Source organism: Undibacterium sp. Rencai35W, assembly GCF_049340185.1.
Taxonomy (GTDB): domain Bacteria; phylum Pseudomonadota; class Gammaproteobacteria; order Burkholderiales; family Burkholderiaceae_D; genus Undibacterium.
Genome location: NZ_JBMPPC010000010.1, coordinates 37247 through 57335 on the forward strand (window position 1 = coordinate 37247; position 20089 = coordinate 57335).

At 51.4% G+C, this 20089-nt stretch carries 17 protein-coding genes; 8 read left to right on the forward strand and 9 right to left on the reverse strand.

Going from position 1 to position 20089, the window contains the following annotated elements; all coding sequences use genetic code 11:
* Window positions 1-113: 113 nt before the first annotated feature.
* Window positions 114-2966 (forward strand): Ig-like domain-containing protein, encoded by a 2853-nt coding sequence (locus tag ACO0K3_RS18175; RefSeq protein ID WP_422987055.1) that lies wholly within the window; start codon window positions 114-116, stop codon window positions 2964-2966.
* Between the two features lie 35 nt (window positions 2967-3001).
* Window positions 3002-3298: a hypothetical protein gene (locus tag ACO0K3_RS18180; RefSeq protein WP_422987058.1), complete on the forward strand. Its 297-nt coding sequence runs from the start codon at window positions 3002-3004 to the stop codon at window positions 3296-3298.
* A gap of 75 nt (window positions 3299-3373) precedes the next feature.
* On the opposite strand, the gene ACO0K3_RS18185 is transcribed toward ACO0K3_RS18180, so the two are convergent.
* Window positions 3374-4213, reverse strand: a complete 840-nt coding sequence (locus ACO0K3_RS18185) for a phytanoyl-CoA dioxygenase family protein (protein WP_422987060.1) — start codon at window positions 4211-4213, stop codon at window positions 3374-3376.
* Between the two features lie 329 nt (window positions 4214-4542).
* On the opposite strand from ACO0K3_RS18185, the gene ACO0K3_RS18190 reads away from it, so the two are divergent.
* On the forward strand, window positions 4543-5664 hold the full coding sequence (locus ACO0K3_RS18190) for a beta-ketoacyl-ACP synthase III (protein WP_422987062.1): 1122 nt from the start codon (window positions 4543-4545) through the stop codon (window positions 5662-5664).
* Between the two features lie 275 nt (window positions 5665-5939).
* Here the strand turns inward: ACO0K3_RS18190 and ACO0K3_RS18195 are convergent, their stop codons facing one another.
* The 3 genes from ACO0K3_RS18195 to ACO0K3_RS18205 form a co-directional block, all read right to left on the reverse strand.
* On the reverse strand, window positions 5940-7280 hold the full coding sequence (locus tag ACO0K3_RS18195; protein ID WP_422987064.1) for a DUF1501 domain-containing protein: 1341 nt from the start codon (window positions 7278-7280) through the stop codon (window positions 5940-5942).
* A gap of 178 nt (window positions 7281-7458) precedes the next feature.
* Complete coding sequence (locus tag ACO0K3_RS18200) at window positions 7459-9231, reverse strand: DUF1800 domain-containing protein (RefSeq protein WP_422987066.1); 1773 nt, start codon at window positions 9229-9231, stop codon at window positions 7459-7461.
* A 252-nt stretch (window positions 9232-9483) separates the two neighbouring features.
* The gene (locus ACO0K3_RS18205; protein WP_422961345.1) at window positions 9484-10005 is read right to left on the reverse strand and encodes a TlpA family protein disulfide reductase; all 522 of its coding nucleotides are present in this window, start codon (window positions 10003-10005) and stop codon (window positions 9484-9486) included.
* A gap of 160 nt (window positions 10006-10165) precedes the next feature.
* On the opposite strand from ACO0K3_RS18205, the gene ACO0K3_RS18210 reads away from it, so the two are divergent.
* The gene (locus ACO0K3_RS18210; RefSeq protein WP_422987068.1) at window positions 10166-10990 is read left to right on the forward strand and encodes a substrate-binding periplasmic protein; all 825 of its coding nucleotides are present in this window, start codon (window positions 10166-10168) and stop codon (window positions 10988-10990) included.
* 117 nt (window positions 10991-11107) lie between these two features.
* A complete protein-coding gene (locus tag ACO0K3_RS18215; protein WP_422987070.1) occupies window positions 11108-12289 on the forward strand; it encodes an MFS transporter in 1182 nt (393 codons plus the stop codon).
* Between the two features lie 55 nt (window positions 12290-12344).
* On the opposite strand, the gene ACO0K3_RS18220 is transcribed toward ACO0K3_RS18215, so the two are convergent.
* Window positions 12345-12800, reverse strand: coding sequence for an Lrp/AsnC family transcriptional regulator (locus ACO0K3_RS18220; RefSeq protein ID WP_422961347.1), 456 nt, complete (start codon window positions 12798-12800; stop codon window positions 12345-12347).
* Window positions 12801-13047: 247 nt separating this feature from the next.
* Between ACO0K3_RS18220 and lysA the strand changes: the two genes are divergently transcribed.
* A complete protein-coding gene (lysA, locus tag ACO0K3_RS18225; RefSeq protein WP_422987072.1) occupies window positions 13048-14292 on the forward strand; it encodes a diaminopimelate decarboxylase in 1245 nt (414 codons plus the stop codon).
* A 113-nt stretch (window positions 14293-14405) separates the two neighbouring features.
* Here the strand turns inward: lysA and ACO0K3_RS18230 are convergent, their stop codons facing one another.
* The 3 genes from ACO0K3_RS18230 to ACO0K3_RS18240 form a co-directional block, all read right to left on the reverse strand.
* On the reverse strand, window positions 14406-14828 hold the full coding sequence (locus ACO0K3_RS18230; RefSeq protein ID WP_422961349.1) for a GNAT family N-acetyltransferase: 423 nt from the start codon (window positions 14826-14828) through the stop codon (window positions 14406-14408).
* Between the two features lie 108 nt (window positions 14829-14936).
* A complete protein-coding gene (locus ACO0K3_RS18235; RefSeq protein WP_422987074.1) occupies window positions 14937-15353 on the reverse strand; it encodes a hypothetical protein in 417 nt (138 codons plus the stop codon).
* 259 nt (window positions 15354-15612) lie between these two features.
* A complete protein-coding gene (locus tag ACO0K3_RS18240) occupies window positions 15613-16365 on the reverse strand; it encodes a phytanoyl-CoA dioxygenase family protein (RefSeq protein WP_422987076.1) in 753 nt (250 codons plus the stop codon).
* A 198-nt stretch (window positions 16366-16563) separates the two neighbouring features.
* Here ACO0K3_RS18240 and ACO0K3_RS18245 point away from each other — a divergent pair, with 198 nt between their 5' ends.
* On the forward strand, window positions 16564-17787 hold the full coding sequence (locus ACO0K3_RS18245) for a 6-phosphofructokinase (protein ID WP_422987078.1): 1224 nt from the start codon (window positions 16564-16566) through the stop codon (window positions 17785-17787).
* Between the two features lie 195 nt (window positions 17788-17982).
* Window positions 17983-18510, forward strand: coding sequence for a YcbK family protein (locus ACO0K3_RS18250; protein WP_422987128.1), 528 nt, complete (start codon window positions 17983-17985; stop codon window positions 18508-18510).
* 15 nt (window positions 18511-18525) lie between these two features.
* Here ACO0K3_RS18250 and ACO0K3_RS18255 read toward each other — a convergent pair whose 3' ends face one another.
* Window positions 18526-19647, reverse strand: a complete 1122-nt coding sequence (locus ACO0K3_RS18255; protein WP_422987080.1) for a DUF1624 domain-containing protein — start codon at window positions 19645-19647, stop codon at window positions 18526-18528.
* Window positions 19648-20089: the final 442 nt, after the last annotated feature.

Below are 20089 nucleotides of genomic sequence, written 5' to 3' on the forward strand. Positions count from 1 at the left end.
ATCTTGTTGCAGTTTTTAGCAGTGAACTTGCTTCAGATTTACCCGTGTAGAAACAAAATCAGTCCGGACGATCCCGGATCTATTTATAAATCGCTTTCAGGGAGAAACAATTCATGCAACATCCACTACAAGGTTTAACGCAACATCAGGGCCGGGGCAGCAAGCTCAAAAAGCTGGCATATCACCTCAGTCTGGTCTGCGCACTCGGACTCAGTACAGGCAGTACCGTCTACGCCTCAATCGCTGACCATCACGAATTTGAAGCAACACTGCACGTGCCGTTTCGTGCGGATGCCGCACTCCGTGCCGGTAACGAATCACGTTATTTCACCATGGAATTCGACTTTCCTCTGCTGCAAAAAGAGCAGTCCGTCACATGGCGCCTGGAACTGGTCGCGCCGGACGGTAAAGTTGTCGACCGCTGGTATGGCGTAGAAAAATTACTGAAACAAACCGTCACTGCCAAAGTCCTGTGGGCTGGCCGCCGCTTCGGCAGCGCGAGTATGGTCGACGGCATCTACCAAGTGCGCCTGACCGCAACGGCAAATGACACCACCAAATTATCAGCGCTCGCCGCAGGTGCCAGCACACCGGAAAAAATTGTCGAAAGTGTTCTGCTCAAAGGCAAGGAAGAAATCATCACGCAAAGCTGGCCTATGCTGGTCGGCACCAAAGCTGCGCCAGTCATGCCAGCCTTCAGTGCCTTACCAACCAAGGCAAAAGCAGCGCAGGTAACAGCAACCAGCGCGACCAACACAACCAATACCACGCGCAGTGTCAGCGCTACAACGCGTCAATTCGCAGCCGCACCAAACTCATTGCCATACACAGTGTACTTCGGCAATTTGCACAGCCAGACCAATCACAGCGATGGCGGCGGAGCGCTGAGCTCTTGTACCGGTGCACAAAATCCGCAGTCGGCAGCCCTCGGCCCGACGGATGCATATCAATACGCACTGAATCGCGGTCTGGACTTTTTGATGACCTCGGAACATAACCACATGTATGACGGCTCAGACAGTACCAATGCCTCCGCCAGTCCGACTACAGCAAAGAATTTGTTCCAGTCCGGTCTGGCAGCAGCGACCAGCTTTAACTCATCTCATCCAAACTTCCTCGGCATCTACGGCCTGGAATGGGGTGTGATCAGCAATGGCGGTCACATGAATATTTTCAACACAACGGAACTGCTGGAGTGGGAATACAACAGCAGCAACCAACTGATTGGCGATACCTACACAGCAAAAAGCGATTACGCCGCCTTGTACACCCTGATGCGCTCACGCGGCTGGATCGGTCAATTCAACCATCCGTCCAGCAGCGGTCAGTTCAATGCGGGCGGAGTTGACCTCGGCTATACAGCGGACGGCGATCAAGCCATGGTCTTGTGCGAAGTGCTGAATACTTCAGCATTCTCAACCAATACAACCGAAACAGAAACTAGCCGCAGCAGTTACGAGGGCGCCTGTAATAAAGCCCTGGAAGCCGGTTATCACGTAGCCTTTAGTACTGATCAGGATAATCACTGCGCCAACTGGGGAGCGTCTTACACCAATCGTACCGGCGTTCTCTTGCCAAACGGCAGCGCACTCAATAGCGCCAATTTTATTGCTGCCTTAAAAGCGCGCCGTGTCTTTGCGACCATGGATAAAAATTCACAACTGGTATTGACCGCTAATGGTCATGTCATGGGTGAACGTTTCTCCAATAGCGGCAGCCTGAATCTGGTCACCAACTTCGCCAGCAGCACAGGCCGTACTGCGGCAACAGTCGCGGTGTATGAAGGTGTACCTGGGCGTAACGGCACAGTCAGCCTGCTTTCCAGCACGGCATCGACCACCATTACACCATCCGTCGGCGAACATTTTTATTATGCCAAAATTACCCAGGATGACGGCAATATCTTATGGTCAGCACCAGTCTGGGTAACGCAAACGACCGGTAGCGGCGACACCACGGCACCAACCGTCAGCGCCAGCGAAACTGGCACGTCCGGCACCATCACCCTGGCAGCCACTGCCACGGATAATGTGGGCGTCAGCAAGGTCGAGTTCTATGTCGATGGCACTTTAAAAGGAAGCGCAACCAGCTCACCGTACAGCCTGGCGCTGAACTCAGCCACACTGAGCAATGGCTCGCACGCACTGGTTGCCAAAGCCTATGATGCGGCAAACAATGTCGGCACCTCCAGCTCGGTCAGCTTCAGCGTCAGCAACGCCACGGCAGACACGACAGCACCGACGGTCAGCGCCTCGGAAAGCGGCAGCAGCGGTACCATCACCCTGTCAGCAACAGCCACGGACAATGTCGGTGTGACCAAGGTCGAGTTCTATGTCGACGGCACTTTAAAAGGTTCCAGCACAAGCTCGCCTTACTCGATGACACTGGCCTCCTCAACGCTGAGCAATGCAACGCACAGCCTGACTGCCAAAGCCTATGATGCGGCGAATAATATCGGCACCTCCAGCGCCGTCAGCTTCACCGTCAACAACACCACCTCAACGCAGCTGATACTCAATGGCGGCTTTGAAAGTGGCGGCACATCATGGACAGCCACCAGCGGCGTCGTCAGCTCCGACACCACGCAAGCATCACATGCAGGAACCTACAAAGCATGGATGAACGGCTACGGTGCGGCGCATACAGATTCGATCTATCAGCAAGTGACTATCCCGTCCGCCAGCACATCGGCGACGCTGAGTTTCTGGTTGAAAGTCGTCTCGGATGAAACAACAACGACGCAGGCATATGACACCCTGCAAGTACAGGTACGTAACAGCAGCAATACCGTACTCGCGACACTGGCGACCTATTCCAATCTGAACAAAGGCAGTACCTATCTGAACAAAACCTTTGATCTCAGCGCCTATAAAGGTCAAACCATCCGCATTTATTTCCTCGGTGTTGAAGGTTCAGTCACTGCAACTTCATTCCTGGTGGATGATGTCAGTCTGATCGCACAGTAATTGCCATGCGCTGATCATCTCATTTAAATAATGGGATGATCAGCCACCAGAAAAACAGGACTTACGCAAACATTCAAACCTCTCACCACAGAGATACGGAGACGCAGAGAAAAGGCCGGAGTAAGCGATTTCACGAAATATCGATTACATGGTTTTTAGAAAATTTTCAAAACAACGCCGCAAGCGCAGTGCGCCTGTTGGCACGAAATGTCTTTGAAAGCCGCATCCAGCCTGCGGATTCACTTTCTATGGTGGTAGGCCAATGGTCGTTTTTTGTAAATCCTGAAAAAATAAAAGCCGTCAATGCGTTTTGCATTAACGGCTTTTTTTAATGATCGTGGTCGCGAAATGACGACGTCATCCAGTCCACATCACTACATCAGGGAAGCGCACTGTCAACACACAATTTAACGAAATCCCCGTACCGGAAATTCAGCACTGCGCTGTATCCAATTCTTTGCTGAATACGCTGTACGCCCATCAGTCACATGCAAGGTATAGGCATGGCGTGACACGGGCGAGCGGTTCGGTGCGCTGTAATGCGGCAGCAATCCATGAAAGCACACCAGGCTACCTGCCTTGACTTCGAGCGGCACTGCAGTGCTGTCATCAGGCCAGGGCATCGCGTCCAGTTTCTCCACACTAACCTGATTGCCTTCGCGAATAAACCGTTCACGCAAAGGCGTGCGATGACCGCCCGGCTCCGCCCATAGGCAACCGTTTTCCAGCGAGGCATCCTCCAGCGCAAACCAAAAAGTTGTCACGCTGACCGGCGTGGTGTCGAAATACGTCGCATCCTGATGCCAGCGCACCTCGCCGCCAATCCCTGGCTGCTTAAAGATATACATCGACTGCCAGATCTGCGGCTCTGCTAAGCCGATATCCGCTGCGATCTGCGCAAGTTTTTCATCTCTTGAAAAAGCGATAAACACAGGATCAATATCATGCAAAGCATGTCCGATCTTATTGATCGACAATGCTTTTGCCTGCTTCAGCTCACCGCGCTCGTCAAAGGCCTCTTCCTCAAAAAAACAATGGATCTTGTCCGCAGACTGCAAAAAATAATCATCGGTCGCCTTCTCCTGTTCCTGTGTCGTAAAAATCGATCTGCTTTTAGACGGATCAAATTCATCAACAATACAACCCGCACGCTCACGCAATGCGGCGATCTCTGATAGCGATTTAAAATCAGGCAAAATCAAATAACCGTATTGGACAAACTGCTCTTTTTGTGCCGCGCTTAACATCGTAATTTTTCCTCAATTTCTTAAAGCTCAATGGCATTCGCATCCGGAATGCAAGACCGAGACCCTGACAGTAAAACCTGCTCAATTTCCCATGATACGGCAACTCAAATAAAGCAAGCTAGTTCATACAAGCTTACAGAGTCATCAACAACGCGCAATCAGTTCACCAATATAGTCGCTATGTAATCGGGACTATAACTTGCCATGTGGAACAAGCGCTCTATTCACGACATGCAATTCCTTAAAAGGGAGCAATTTTGTGTAGAATTGAGCGACATCGTCGCGCAATTTTTTTGCTGCGCCTCCCTTATTATAAGAAAGACATCGAGATGAATACAGTCGTCATCAGCGGTACCGGTTTATTTACCCCATCGCTCTCCATCAGCAACGAAGAACTCATCGCCAGCTTCAACGCCTACGTCAACCAGTTCAATACCCAAAACGCCGCTGCGATCGCCAGCGGTGAAGTGACTGCACTCGAAGAATCCAGTGTCGGCTTTATCGAAAAAGCCTCCGGCATCAAATCACGTTTCGTCATCGACAAAGAAGGTGTGCTCGACATCAACCGCATGGTGCCGCGCATCCCGGAGCGCAGCGATGATGCGCCATCCGTCATGTGCGAGATGGCCGTCGCTGCCGCAACCCAAGCCTTAGAACGCGCAGGCCGCACTGCTGCCGATGTCGATGCAGTGATCTGCGCCGCCAGCAATATGCAGCGCGGCTATCCCGCGATGGCAGTCGAGATTCAGCAGGCACTGGGCATTGAGGGTTTTGGCTACGACATCAACGTCGCCTGCTCGTCAGCGACCTTCGGCATCCAGGCCGCCGTCACCGCGATCCAGAGCGGACAAGCACGTGCTGTCCTGGTCGTGAATCCAGAGATCACCAGCGGTCATTTGAACTGGCGTGATCGCGATAGTCATTTCATCTTCGGCGATGCCTGTACGGCAATCTTGCTGGAGCGCGCCGACCTCGCCACCTCCGACAACCAGTTTGATATTGTCGGCATGAAGCTGAAGACGCAATTTTCCAACAACATCCGCAATAACTTCGGCTTCCTGAACCGTGCCGATGAATCCGGCATCGGCAAACCGGACAAATTATTCCGTCAGCAAGGTCGCAAAGTATTCAAAGAAGTCTGCCCGATGGCGGCCGCCACGATCACCGCCACCGTCCAAGATGCTGGCATCCAGATCCCTGAAGTCCAGCGTTTCTGGCTACACCAGGCCAACCTCAATATGAACCTGCTGATCGCCCGCATGATCCTCGGCCGCGATGCAACACCCGAAGAATCGCCGACGATACTCGACACCTACGCCAACACCTCTTCAGCAGGCTCCATCATCGCCTTCCACAAGCACCAGGCTGACTTAGCCAAAGGTGCGGTTGGCGTGATCTGCTCATTCGGCGCAGGCTATTCCATTGGTTGTATCGTTGTAAAAAAACGCTGAATTTAAAAAGCAGGCATGCCCAACGCGCACTATTCATGCGGGTTTCCAAGGCAATTGGCTGGAAACCCGCATGAATACTGCGCGTTGTGACATGCGGACTTTTAAAATCCTATCGATAAGACCTACGAAAAAAACCAAGACCTCTCACTACAGAGGTACGGAGACACAGAGAAAACGCCTGAGTAAGCGCTTCTATGGAATATCGGCTAAAAGGTTTTTAGAAGCTCCCGGAGGCATGTTTGTGTCACGCATGCTGTAGTACGCCGTCCATCCGGTTATATCTCCATCAAACCAAGATTTCGGTCAAAGTTTTGCAGGCGGGGCAGGATCGTATCAGTGGTTGCAGCATCGGCGCCAAACCAGCGCGCCAGTTCGCCGTCGACCTGGTCGGTTGCGGTACTTGGTATCCAGGAACCCTGCCCGGCATCGTCCCTGCCGCCAATTGTCATCTCAGGAAAACGTCCGATCAGACGCCCCCCTTTAACCGCGCCGCCTACCACAACATGATGATTCCCCCAGCCATGATCGCTACCACCACCGTTCGATGTCAGAGTACGGCCAAAATCGGATGCGGTAAATAGCGTGACATTCTTCGCCAGACCAAGCTCCGCAGTTGCGGCATAAAACGCAGCAACCGCCGCACTGATCTCATTAAAATTATCGTTCTGCCTTTGTAGCTGATCATCGCCATGCGTATCGAATCCGCCAATAGAACAGAAGAAGCATTGACGCGTCAGCCCCAGGCTGCCACGCGCGCTGATCAGACGAGCGATCATGCGCAATTGACGTCCGAGGTCCGTGTCGGGGAATACCGTAGCAACCTGGCTGCTGCTTAAGGCTCCCGTTAAAATACGTTGATTATCAATACTGCGTCCCATCAGATTGAGCCAGGTCTGCTCAAACGGATCGCTGCGTTTTTCGGCTAATACTTCTGAGATCGCTGCGGACAAGGGATCGCCGCCATTAGGATTGTAAAAATCAAACCCGAAATTCCCGGATGAAGAAACGCGGTAAGGCGACAGATTCTTATCACTAGTTTCCCAGAGATTGCTGCCTGTCACGCTGATCGCGCTATAACCGCGATTGGCGCTGGATTCGGCAACGGTACGCTCCAGCAGGCGGCCACCCCAGCCGCTGCGGCCGGGCGCATCAACCAGCGCACTCTGCCAGGCTAATTGCTGATCAGAATGCGAGAACAGATTCGAAGGCAGTGGCACGCTGCGCGCATCCCATTGCGCCTTGCTGGTCGGTACGATCAGCGGCCCGACATTCGCGACTACGGCGGCATGACCATCGTTAAATAATTTTTGTATACCGCTCATTGCAGGATGCAAGCCATAGGTCGCTCCACCCGTGTTGGACGGCTTGACCGGCAGTAGCGCATTACGGTCGAGCGCCAGGTTGGGGCGTATTTTCTGATACTGACTGTAGGGCGTCGTGTCGGTCGGTACGATCAGGTTATTGCCATCATTACCGCCAAACATAAACAGGCAGACCATCGCGCGATAGTCGCTACCGGTCGTCGTCTGAGCAAGCGCCTGCATCTGCGCCCACGGACCCAGCGCGGCACCGAGTCCAGTTGCTGCCACATGGCGGAGAAAGTCGCGTCTTTGCATGATGTCACCTGGTCTTTCGTTATTGATACGTGCTGCTAATGTTGCGATCTTGGCTTAGCGCTTATCACTTAGCGCTTACCATTACCCGTTATCGTCGACTGTTACCGGCATTACTGCTATCGGTGAATTGTTCCGATTTCTAGTTTCTGGTTTTTCGTTTATTTTTTCGTTTCTTTTTTTATTTCTGAATAACGAAATCCGCCGACAATGCCGTCAGCGTCAACACTGCCTGTACACGCTGCTCTGGTGATTTGACAGAGATCGCGCCGATCATGCGGTTAAAACGATCGCGACTACTGGCACTCATTTGCTGATTGAAAAATAACAGGTCGATCCGGTCTATCAGTTTGCTGGCATCACTCGCCAGCGTCTTTAAGGGCGTGTAATCAAACTCCAGCCGCGAATCGCCCCAGCCATAACCGCCGCTGTTAAAGAGCGAGGCAAAGAAATTCAGTGACCCGACAATCGTGGTTTCGCTCGTGATCTGGAACTCAGGTGCCGCCATGCCTGCTATCGTCAAAGGTCCCGCAGGCCGGTACGCAGGTGCATAGAAATTGAACACCGACGGTGCCAGCAAAGGGCTTTGTCCGAGAGCGTCATCGGCGCTGTCGAGATAATGAATATTGTTGAACCCATTTTTACTTTTTGCACCAAGTCCGCGTAAAAAATTCGCAAAACGGATCACCGGTTCACGCTGTTTACCAAAACGTGTCTGGCTTGCCGCATTGTCGCCGCGCGCTTCGGGATCGAGCAAAATTGCGCGCAGCACTGCACGCAAATCACCGCGTACTCCGCTACCGTTATTGTTGAATGCACCGGCAACACGACTGATATATGCCGCACTGGGGTTGCTTGTGACGAGACGCTGTATCAATTGCTTGCCCACGAAGGGCCCGACGTTCGGATGATTGAATATGTTATCGAGTGCGTCCTTCATATCCTGCTCCGGAGTTTGTCCGGCAGGCAGGCTGCGACCATTCAGCAAGGTCTTGCTGTCCGGTGAGTGGAAACCTGGCCAGGCTTTCATCGGAACGATCCAGAGATTATTGTCGTCAGGATTGTAGTCATGAAATTGCGCCGGTTTATTATTGTCCAGCGCACCGAAACTCCAGCCGGTAAACGCTTTGGCAAAGCCTTTAACAACCGTCTCGTCATAACTCGCCATAGCGACGCCGGCGCTATCGGTTTGCTGGCTGCCATCCTGATTTAACTTGACCAGACCGATTGAAAATAACTGTAAGACTTCACGTGCATAGTTCTCGTTGGGATGAATGCCAGACGTCGCATCCTCCTTCTCGCTGCCTTGCATATTCAGGTAGTAACCCATGGCGGGATGCAGGCTCACGTCTTCTAGCAATTGACGATAATTGCCGAAGGCATTGCGGTTGAGCATATCCATGTAGCTCGACATCGCATATGGACGGATATCCGGCGCAATATTCGAGATCACAAATAATTGCAGCAGCGCCCATGACATACGTGCACGCAATTGCGCGTCGCTGGTGAGCCATTGCTGCCAGATCGCTTCATAGCTCATCTCTTCAGTCGCGCGCTGATTACTTTCACGCAGTCGCTGTTGCTCCAGATAAGCGAGATGCGAATCGGTGCTTTTATTAAACTGATCCGCGATCCAGCGCTCGAACCCATTGCTGCGGACTTGCTCGACTTCCTCGGGAGAACGTATGCCAAAACTCGTTTGCGTCAGGAAGCGGGCGGCGTCACGGCTGCTCGGTGGACTACTGGTCACAGGCGGTAATTCAGTGACGGGATTATTGATGGTGCCACCAATCGCGGTGGCTGTTCCGCTACTGCCACCGCCGCAGGCGGACAGTGTTGCCAGCGCGCTCAGAGCGACCAGACTGGCGGGTGAAACCGGGCTGACCTGAGAAGCGTTTTGCTTCGCATTTTCCGATCCATGTTGTATCGCATCCTGCACCAGATCTGTATCCATATCCACCTCCCTTTGAGGTGTCAAGAGTAGGAAGAACAGAAAGTATCAGCAAGTACAAAAGCGTAAGGAAATGTTTCGCTTATCTAGCCGCACAGCAATCTTAATGGCATCAGGACAGCATCACCAGCTTAACAAAATCAGAATGGTGGAATGGAAGACGCAGAGTAGAAATACGGCAGAAAAAATGTAAGCAAGCGTCACAGCTCGCTTAAGCTTTGTAACGCTTTAACACATCTGAGGCAGTGGTTTGATTCAGGTCGCCAGCGCTTTTTCAAGCAAAGCGTGGAGTTCTGCAAAAGAGGGTTCGCCGACATAGCGTTTTAAAATATTGCCTTGCTTGTCGATGACATAGGTAGTCGGGGTCAGCTTAACGTCACCAAATGCTTTCGCTAGTTTACCTTCGACATCGAGTGCCACCTGAAATGGCAACTGACGCGTCTCGGTGTAGTTCAGTACGTAATTTGGCGGGTCATAGCTCATCGCGACGGCGACATATTCCAGACCTTGCTGGTGATACTTATTGTATGTCTCTATCATGCGGGGCATCTCAGCGACACAAGTCGTGCAGGACGTCGCCCAGAAATTCACCATCACGACCTTACCACGCAGGCTTTGCGTGCTGATTTTTTCGCCCTTCAGATTAACAAAAGTCACATCCGGTACCGGAGCCTTGTTCGACAAAGACTGATAAAACAAAACAGCAAGCGTCACCAATGCCACAGCGGCAAAGACAGAAAAAATCTTGAATTTACGAGGGGAAGACGGCGCTAACATAGAGGCTCAATCAGATAATTTGATTCAAGCCCTTGATTATACAGAGGATGCGGTAATATCGTCGGCGTGAAAATCAAGAACTTACTGGAGACAAACGCATCAGAGATCAGTACCTCTGGTACGCCTCCACATTTAATTGGCAACACTTTACTGGTACAACATGCAATCGGGACAATTACAGCAATATTTACAGCAAACTTCTCTAGCCACGTCGCCACAGTCCCTGCCGAATCAATACCGCAGACGACTGGTTGCAGCGATGGCTGCGTTGTGCACCCCAGCTATGGCCTGGTCAGCCAAAGAGCGCATCGTTCTATTAATCGGGGAAGCCAATCCTGAGAAAAATACACAGGTCCCGGCCAATACTGGTTTTAATGCCACCTTGACCTACATACAAAAAGAGCTCGATGCCGATTTCGAGATCCGGCACTACCCGTCAAACCGTCTGATACAAAATATCGCCGAAGGTGAGGGATTGGCATTTGGTTTATCCAAAACCAAAGAACGACTTCGCACTTTACACTTTTCGATTCCAGCCTATACGACCTATATCTGGATGGTCACCTTAAGCGACAGCGTATTTTCTTTCAAGTCAATTCAAGACCTGAAAACCAAGACTATCGGCGTGGTACGTGGCGCCAGTTATGGCGAGGAGTTTGAAGCGCAAAAAAATGGTTTAACGCTCGAAGAGGATACCTACTCGATTGTATCGCGCTTACAAAAACTGATACTACGACGAACCGATGTCATGCTGTTAGGTTATCGGAGTGCAGATCCGACGCAGGTTGAAACACTGATAAATGGCTTGATTCCTAAACTGATGCTGGAACCCTCGCTGCCTACTGGTGTTAAGTTTGCAGTGATACCAAAACCGTTTAGTACCGACCATATCCATTTCGCGATTGCCGCTAATAAAGATAACGGCATCATCGATAGAATCAATTTTGCGTTGCGTAAAGCAAAAAAATCTGGCGCCCTTGAGTGAGTTCCTGAATATATGACAAATAAATTGAACGTATTCCTCATCAATTTATTGGTTGATTCAGCATCACTAACTCCTCAGCCAGCCCTGTAACTTCATTGAGATAAAACAAGACTGCAGATGAGCCAATCAACCACCACCATTCCACGCGCGATCTGGGTACTGGGTTTCGTCAGCATGCTGATGGATATTTCTTCCGAAATGATTCACAGCCTGCTGCCGATGTTTATGGTGGGCACGCTGGGCATCAGTGTCTTGGTGGTTGGATTAATTGATGGGCTGGCCGAGTCGACGACCTTATTCGTGAAAGTGTTTTCCGGCGTATGGAGTGATCGCCTGGGTAAACGTAAAGGTCTGGCTGTCTTTGGTTATGGTCTGAGTGCATTGACCAAACCCTTATTCGCAGTATCGCAAGGCATGGGTTTGTTGCTGACTGCGCGGCTGATGGACAGGATAGGCAAAGGCATACGTGGTGCGCCACGTGATGCGTTGATCGCCGACATTACGCCTGCCGATATCCGCGGTGCGGCATTCGGTTTGCGTCAGACCTTAGACACCATCGGTGCGGTCGCCGGACCGCTGCTGGCGACTGTCCTGATGCTGTTGTGGGCAAATGATTACCGTCGGGTATTTTGGTTGGCGGTCATCCCTGGATTGCTGGCAACCGGCTTACTAATTTTCGGCGTGCATGAGCCTAAAACAAGCGCCGCTAAAACGGCCATCAATCCGATTAGCCGTCAGAATCTGCAACGTCTGGGCGCTAGTTATTGGTGGGTCGTGGTGGTCGGTGGCGTATTCACGCTGGCGCGTTTTAGCGAAACTTTTTTGATCCTGCGCGCGCAACAACTCGCAATACCCGTAGCATGGGTGCCGCTGATCATGGTCATAATGAATCTGGTGTACGCAGCATCCGCTTATCCGTTCGGCAAACTCTCGGATCGAATCTCGCACGGCACGTTATTGGCATCAGGCTCGGTGGTGCTGATCGCATCTGACCTGATCCTGGCAAGCAATAGCAGCTGGACCGGCCTGTTCGCTGGCGTTGCCTTGTGGGGAATTCATATGGGGATGACGCAGGGTCTGCTGGCGAGCATGGTCGCGGCCACGGCACCGGCTGATTTACGCGGTACGGCGTTTGGTTTTTTTAATCTGATCAGTGGCGTCGGCCTGTTGCTGGCTAGTCTGGTGGCGGGCTTACTCTGGGATCAGCTAGGTGCGGGGTTTACCTTTTATGCTGGTGCCGGATTCGCGTTATTGACCTTAATCGGTGTGCTGATTTTTCCACGAAAATATCAGGTTTAAATCTGCTTTAAAAATGCTTGGGGCTTGCCTGGGATTGAGTTAGCTTAGGATTCTGTCATTCAGTCCGTTCGGCGGGTGCAGAAATCGTTTTCCCTGACACATGCGTGGTGAGCACGATCGCCGTCGAGGTTGAACCAAAGGCATTGAGCTCATTGATGATCGCTTGCAGATGTTCGACATCTGTCGCCAGCACCCGCATCACTGCGCCGTCTTCGCCTGTCACCGTATAACAGTCGATAATCTCCGGGCAGTCGGCCACGTATTGCGCGTAAGGACGGCCCTGCTGGGTGGACAGGCGTATCATCGCGGTGATCTGATAGCCTAGGGCCTTTGGATTAATTTCGGCGCGGTATGACCGGATCACCTGCGTGCTTTCAAGCCGCTTGATGCGCTCGGACACTGCAGGCTGGCTCAGATGTACCTGACGACCAATCTCCGCATGCGACATACGTGCATCCTGTTGCAAGAGTTGCAGGATTTTACGGTCGAAATTGTCGATTTTTGGATTCATAAGCATTCAGTAAAAAATTCAAGGCAATCCTTTGGTCAATCCCGTTTTTGCTTATGGAAAGCTATTTATGTCACCGGGATTGCTTGTTACATTATAGGTACTTTTTTTAGCTTATCAGGGCTTACGGAAAATTAACCCGGCAAAACGTCGCGACGAACACAGTACTTTTTAGTACGACTCGCTGCAACTTAGCAGAGACAATTTTGCGTCAGTCCTATAAGTTCAACTTATGCCTAGCAGAGAAATCATGATCACTCACCAGCAAATCGCCCACATCGCCGAGCAGTTCCAAACTCCTTGCTGGGCCTACGATGCCACTGTCATCCGTCAGCAAATCGCACGTCTGCGCCAATTCGATGTGATCCGTTTTGCGCAAAAAGCATCGAGCAACATCCACTTGCTCAAACTCATGCGTGAAGAAGGCGTCATGGTGGATTCAGTCTCGCTCGGCGAAGTGGAGCGCGCACTGGCAGCTGGCTATGCGCCGAATGCACAGGCAGGTGGTAGCGAACACGCGCCGATTGTCTTCACTGCCGATCTGCTTGACCGAAACGCGCTGAAACGCGTAACCGAGCTGAACATACCGGTCAATTGCGGTTCGCCACAAATGCTGGAGCAACTTGGCAAAGCGCATCCCGGACATCCGGTCTGGCTGCGCATCAATCCCGGTTTTGGTCACGGACATAGTCGCAAAACGAATACCGGCGGCGAGCAAAGTAAGCACGGCATCTGGTTTGAACATCTGGGTGAAAGTCTGGCCATCATCGAGCAATATCAATTAACGCTGGTCGGCTTGCATATGCATATTGGCTCGGGAGTTGATTACGACCATTTGCAAAGTGTCTGCGACGCGATGATAGCGCAGGTCAAAACCTGCGGCCGCGATTTGTCTGCGATTTCGATCGGTGGTGGTTTGTCGATCCCATACCGCGATGGCGAGGCCGTGGTCGATACCGATCATTATTTCCAGATTTGGGACAAAGCGCGTAAAGAGATCGAAGCGCATCTGGGTCACAAAATTAGTATGGAGATCGAGCCAGGCCGTTTCCTGGTCGCTCAATCAGGTCTGTTAATTTCCGAATTGCGCGCACAAAAACAAGTCGGCAATAATTTCTTCGCGCTGGTTGATGCAGGCTTTAATGATCTGGCGCGTCCGGCAATGTACGGCAGTTATCACCGCATCACTACCTATGCCGCAAACGGCACGCCACGTACCGGTGCATTACGCCCGACCGTCGTGGCAGGACCACTATGCGAATCCGGCGATGTATTTACACAAGAAGATGGTGGCGTAGTCACGACCCAGGATTTACCGGCTTGTGAGATTGGCGACCTGTTCGTATTTCATGATACAGGCGCTTACGGTGCCAGCATGTCATCGAACTACAATTCGCGCCCGCTGATCCCGGAGATACTGGTCGATGGTGAACAAATCAAACAAATCCGCCGCCGCCAGACGGTAGAAGAGTTGATCAGACTGGAACAAATTTAATACAAAAATTTAAAGCGAATCGAATCAGTTTATTCATTAACCGGATGAATGCTGAAACCGATACCGCACTGTTGATGCGGCTTCTGGCATGTTTTCACGCCAGAAGCCGCATTTTAACTAGGCTTTTTCAATGCCATACCTACCGACGCCGGTGCAGTATGCACAAAGCCGAATTGCGCGTATAAGTCTTGTGCTTTTCCATCGGCGATCAGGCTCACATACGCGCTCGGTAGCGCAGTCGTGTCAATGTAATGGCGGATTTCTTGCATGATTAGTTTGCCCAGGCCTTTGCCTTGATGAGCGGGTAAGACCGCAATATCGACCACTTGATAAAAACAGCCGCCATCACCCACTACGCGCCCCATACCCACAGGCACGCCCTCATGCAGAATCTGTACCGCGAACAAACTCGCTGGCAAACCGCGTGCCGCTGCTTCACTCGTTTTAGGGCTAAGACCAGCAGACACACGTAAATGCCGGTAAGTATCGACGGAGGGGATTTCGTGCCTGACCTGATACGGAAAAGTGGCGATCATTCATTAACCTTTATGTATAAGTTCTGCTTGTAGCTGCTACGATGGGCTGCTACGATGGGCTGCTGCAATGAGATACCGCTACCAGCATTTGCGATAACGTACCGGGCATCATGCCTTGATGAATTCGATTTTTCGAAAACGCAGCGCTGACCAATCGTCATCAATCGCAACCATACGGACGCTGTCATAACCCAGCGTGCGGATAATATCCCAACCGCTGTCGCGATGAAATTCGCACTGATAGCGTTTCGATGATTTTTTAGGATAGACGAACCAGATAATCGCGTCGCCTTGGGCTTTGGCAGCGATTGCGGTGGACAGTTCATCCAGTTCTTTTTGAGCGATCACGAATGCCAGTGCAAAGTGAATGCCGCTTGCTTCCTTGACGCTGCGCAGTATCTTCAGGTCTGTGACGTTCTCAGCCGCTGTCAATGCGGTCAGCTCTGATTCAAAACTGGCAGGCGCGTTCAGAATCACGATTTCGGCTTGATTTTTCCAATTCAGCTTCTTGAATAAAGGAGTCATTTTAGCTCTCTGATGAGGACATAAAATCTGATTATAGCGTAGCAATATCCAATAAAAATGCGCCTTCTGGCGTGTTTTCGTGCTGGAAGGTGCATAGAGATTGCGGATTCATTTTTTGAAACGATCGTCTGTCGTACATCAGGCAACGCTGCTGAACTCCTTCTGGCAACGCACCAGAAATCACAAAGCCATCCGTCATTAAAAGCAGAAGTCACCTACCCGGATGATTACTTTTCAAGCGTGCGGGTCTCCGCTCTGCTCACAAGATAATTTCATCAACGCTAGCAGAACGAGAGCCTGCAACGGGCGGATTGTTCGCAGCCCGATAAGTCGTCACGAACGAAAATTTAGTTTGTTGGGTCTGATTGCATCCTGCGGCATGAAACAGATTGCTATGAAAGAGCAACACATCACCCTGTGCCAATGTCACCGGACGCGCCTGCGTGAGCAAATCTTGATTGGCAGGAAAATCCGCACGTAAAAATTGTGCGGCATCGAGCTGATCTGCATCGATAGAAAGACGATGCGAACCAGGGATCACTAACAGACATCCGTTTTCAATTGTTTCGTTGCGCAACGCTAGCCAGACCGACACCAGTTCAGCACGCTGAAAATGCCAGTAACGACTGTCCCGGTGCCAACCCGTCAAGCTAGAAAATCGCGGTTGCTTGGTCATGATGCAATTGTGATGCGCCTGCACCAGTCTTAATCCATCACCTAACAACTGACGCAAAACCGGCACCAGTGCGTCGCCCGTCACCCAACTCGCCAGAACCTTGCTACGGGCAACTGCCTGCAATAAGCGCCGTGCCGTCAGTCCCCCCTCGGCATCACGTGAGACAGGTGCGCCCGGATAACGTGTATCAGCTTCGTATTCAATCGGCGCGACATCATCGTCTAATTGCTGTTGCGCAAAAGCGATGATCGCTTCGCACGTAGCGGCATCGACCTGCTCTGGTAAAACCAGGTAGCCATCGTGGTGAAACTGCTGTATTTGTTCGGTAGAGAGCATAACAATCCGTGGGGAAGCGGTTCCTTCAAAATCATCCCTTCATTGTGCCACGATGCGCAGTCAGGCTGACAGATACAGTTAAGCGTAAAGCGGTCATAACAGTGCCAGTAAAACAGAGAGAAAATGACTTGCCGCTATTTTGTAGAAATGGCAAGATACACTCGGTGACAGACCGTATTCCGATACAAGGAGATCAGCATGGCGTCAGGCAAGATTCTGGTGGCACAAGGCGGCGGCCCGACTGCGGTCATTAACCAATCGCTGGTCGGCGTTGTGCTGGAAGCCCGGCGCTTCAAGCAGGTCGAGCGCATCTACGGTGCGCTTCACGGTGTGCGCGGGATTATCGATGAGGACTTTATCGATCTGACCCAGGAGACCAGCCATAATCTGGAACTGGTTGCCGGTACGCCGTCCTCTGCCTTGGGCTCTACCCGAGATAAACCGGATGCAGAGTACTGCCAGAAAATTTTTAAAGTCTTGCAGGCACATGAGATCGAGCACTTCTTTTATATCGGCGGTAATGACTCTTCCGATACGGTGCGCATCGTCAGCCTCGAAGCGCAAAAAGCAGGTTATCGGCTGCGTTGCATCCATATTCCCAAAACGATTGATAACGATCTGGTTGGCAATGACCATACCCCTGGCTTCCCTTCGGCAGCGCGCTTTGTGGCTCAGGCATTTGCTGGCGCGAATCTGGATAATGCGGCGCTGCCCGGTGTGTATGTCGGTGTAGTCATGGGACGGCACGCGGGCTTCTTAACTGCCGCCTCGGCGTTGGGGAAAAAATTTCCAGATGACGGTCCACATTTGATTTACTTACCAGAACGTGAGTTCAGCATTGACCAGTTTTTAGCCGACGTCAAACGCACGTATACGCGTCACGGCCGCTGTGTCGTTGCCGTCTCTGAAGGTATACACGATGCCTCAGGTACACCGATATTAAGCCTGCTCGCTAAAGAACTGGAGCATGATGCGCATGGCAACGTGCAGTTATCCGGCACGGGTGCACTGGCAGATTTGCTCTGCGAAGAAATCAAATCAAAACTGAATATCAAACGCGTCCGTGGTGATACTTTTGGCTATCTGCAACGCTCGTTTATCGGCTGCGTCTCTGATGTTGATCAGCGTGAAGCCCGCGAAGTAGGAGAAAAAGCTGTGCAGTTTGCGATGTGGGGTCAGCGTGACGGCTCTGTCGCGATCAAACGCACTGGCTTTTATTCCGTTGATTATGAGCTGCTCCCGCTGGAGGCCGTCGCAGGCAAAACACGGGTCATGGATGATGAATTTATTACGCCGGAGGGAACTGATGTGACTGATGCGTTCCGGCTGTATTTACGCCCTTTACTCGGTTCGGGTATGCCAGATGCGTTCCGGCTGCGTTGTAGTAAAGTCGATAAAATATTAAATAAAAAACTTGTCTAGTCTCATGACTCGTTGACATCCGTAGCATATTACTTACAGCGTTTTATTCCCGTCCCATATTCACATACAAACTCTATGCAATCCCGACGTAACCTATTAAAAAAAACTCTTATGCTGACCGCTGCCGGTGTGATGATCGGCACCCGCCCGCTGATTGGATTAGCAGAGGACAAGCCGAAGGAAAAGTCGCATGATATGGAACCGCCGCCAGATCTGTTTGACTCACAGGCGCTGGACATTGAATTTTGGGTCAAGCCACGGACGATTGACCTGATCCGGCCAGCCAGCGGTGAGCGCACCAAACTGCTGTACTGGAAAGATGGCGAGGTTCAGGCATCTGCGTATGAACAACTCTGTCATATCCTGCGTGACGTAAATGGCAAAAAAACCGCCCCCATTGATCCAAAATTAATTGAAACCTTGTGGGCGACTCAGGCGTTTATCGCCCGCTTTGGGATGACAAATCCGCTCGAAGTCTTGTCAGGATATCGCACCCCGGAATCCAATCAACGTCTGATAGAAGAAGGCATACCGGCCGCAAGAAAATCCCTGCATCTGGAAGGCCGGGCCGCCGATATCCGTATCGCCAAATTGCATGAAGAGGCGCTGGGAGAATTGATACGCAGTTTCCGTCAGGGCGGCGTCGGTTTCTACTACCGCCCCAGCGCAAAAGGCGGCTGGATTCACACGGATACCGGCTTACAAAGAACCTGGAAAGCCTAGTCGCTAGCCGCAAGATTAGCCTGGCTGACGGCGCCAGATCGCCCAGCGATGCGTAATCCCATACATCAACACCAAAACAACAAACCAGGCCGCGTAGCACATCAGCAGCGAGGCATGGTAACCGGCAGGGACAATCTGCTTACCGGCATCAAACTGAACCTGTCCGCCATACAAAGTCTGCATCGTGATCCAGCCCAGAGCATGTATCAATGCCACATGCACGCAATAAAAAAACAGCGGATGGCTACCAAATAAAGACAGAACAGGCACTTCCCCTTTGACTCGCTGATCCATGAAGGCCAGCAGCGCAAAACTGATGCTCAAAGTCACACAAAGATATAGCACTGACGGTGGATATTTTTGTACCTTTAAAAACGACATCAGACTCAGCACCCAGCCGCCCGCCTGCATCGTCCATGGCTCGGGATCGCCGTACCAGTTACCGCTGCGCAGAGCAACGAACAGCAACAATAAGCCGATGGAGGCAAGCCATAAGCCACGCTGACGTTCGGCAGGCGATTTCAAAAACAAAGGGCCTATGCCATAACCCGCAGCCATCAAACCTATCCATGGCATCAGAGGATAAAGAACAAAGATACCAAAATGTTCGCCCAACGGTATCCATCCGCCCTGGTGCCACAGCGTCATCCACAAACTCGGATCAGGATGATGAAACTGATCGAGTAAATTATGCGGCAACAGCAAAGCAGCGGCGATCAGCAGAATCAAGGGCCGCGGCAAAAAGATCAGGCCAGCGAGACACATCATCCCGACACCGAGAACCCAGATCACTTGCAACATGATGCTCTCGAATCCAAATTGCCAGCTGAAATTAATCCATGTCAGCTCCAGCACAACCAGCATCGCCCCGCGGCTCAGCAGATAACGCGCCATCGCTGGTCGATCAAATTTTTGTGCCCGTAAAAATCCGGACACACCTGCCAGCAAGACAAAGGTCGGTGCGCATAAATGCGTCATCCAGCGGGTAAAAAACCAGCCGACCGAGGTCTGCGTCAGATCGAGAGGATTGAACGGTGTCGGCGCAAAGAAGTCACGCACATGATCAAGCGCCATCAAAGCGATTACCAAACCGCGCAATACATCGATAGCAGGCAAGCGTCCGGGTTTTGTCATCATGTGCTTAGTTCCAGTGATTGATTGATCGGTCAGACTTACAGGGATTGGGTGAAATGGTCGAGGACATATTTCGCTATATATTTCACCATATATTTCACCATATATTTCACGATATATTTCTCCGCTATTTTCTCCGCTATTCGTCTTTACGAGTATTCGATAATATAGCCTTCAACCTGCGTTTGCAGCCATTTTTTCTTAGCGTAGGCCTGCTACGCCAAGCGGTATCACACTCCATTGCCCATGGACCTGCCAGGCCTCTTTTTCAGTACGTCCCTGATTTGCGACCATGATAATCTGGGGAAATAACAGAGCCTTAGGGCTAACGCATGAAGACCTATCTCAAAGACTTGCCTGAAACCCGTGCGTCGGATACCACATCTGATGGGGTCATACTGAGGCAATTTGTGCCTTGCACAAAACATGCGCGATAATAGGGCTA

Bases quoted from the DNA above. Each gene is read 5' to 3' on its own strand.
- ACO0K3_RS18175 (WP_422987055.1), top strand. From the start codon at position 114: ATGCAACATCCACTACAAGGTTTAACGCAACATCAGGGCCGGGGCAGC.
- ACO0K3_RS18180 (WP_422987058.1), top strand. From the start codon at position 3,002: ATGATCAGCCACCAGAAAAACAGGACTTACGCAAACATTCAAACCTCT.
- ACO0K3_RS18185 (WP_422987060.1), bottom strand. From the start codon at position 4,213: ATGTTAAGCGCGGCACAAAAAGAGCAGTTTGTCCAATACGGTTATTTG.
- ACO0K3_RS18190 (WP_422987062.1), top strand. From the start codon at position 4,543: ATGAATACAGTCGTCATCAGCGGTACCGGTTTATTTACCCCATCGCTC.
- ACO0K3_RS18195 (WP_422987064.1), bottom strand. From the start codon at position 7,280: ATGCAAAGACGCGACTTTCTCCGCCATGTGGCAGCAACTGGACTCGGT.
- ACO0K3_RS18200 (WP_422987066.1), bottom strand. From the start codon at position 9,231: ATGGATACAGATCTGGTGCAGGATGCGATACAACATGGATCGGAAAAT.
- ACO0K3_RS18205 (WP_422961345.1), bottom strand. From the start codon at position 10,005: ATGTTAGCGCCGTCTTCCCCTCGTAAATTCAAGATTTTTTCTGTCTTT.
- ACO0K3_RS18210 (WP_422987068.1), top strand. From the start codon at position 10,166: ATGCAATCGGGACAATTACAGCAATATTTACAGCAAACTTCTCTAGCC.
- ACO0K3_RS18215 (WP_422987070.1), top strand. From the start codon at position 11,108: ATGAGCCAATCAACCACCACCATTCCACGCGCGATCTGGGTACTGGGT.
- ACO0K3_RS18220 (WP_422961347.1), bottom strand. From the start codon at position 12,800: ATGAATCCAAAAATCGACAATTTCGACCGTAAAATCCTGCAACTCTTG.
- lysA (WP_422987072.1), top strand. From the start codon at position 13,048: ATGATCACTCACCAGCAAATCGCCCACATCGCCGAGCAGTTCCAAACT.
- ACO0K3_RS18230 (WP_422961349.1), bottom strand. From the start codon at position 14,828: ATGATCGCCACTTTTCCGTATCAGGTCAGGCACGAAATCCCCTCCGTC.
- ACO0K3_RS18235 (WP_422987074.1), bottom strand. From the start codon at position 15,353: ATGACTCCTTTATTCAAGAAGCTGAATTGGAAAAATCAAGCCGAAATC.
- ACO0K3_RS18240 (WP_422987076.1), bottom strand. From the start codon at position 16,365: ATGCTCTCTACCGAACAAATACAGCAGTTTCACCACGATGGCTACCTG.
- ACO0K3_RS18245 (WP_422987078.1), top strand. From the start codon at position 16,564: ATGGCGTCAGGCAAGATTCTGGTGGCACAAGGCGGCGGCCCGACTGCG.
- ACO0K3_RS18250 (WP_422987128.1), top strand. From the start codon at position 17,983: ATGGAACCGCCGCCAGATCTGTTTGACTCACAGGCGCTGGACATTGAA.
- ACO0K3_RS18255 (WP_422987080.1), bottom strand. From the start codon at position 19,647: ATGATGACAAAACCCGGACGCTTGCCTGCTATCGATGTATTGCGCGGT.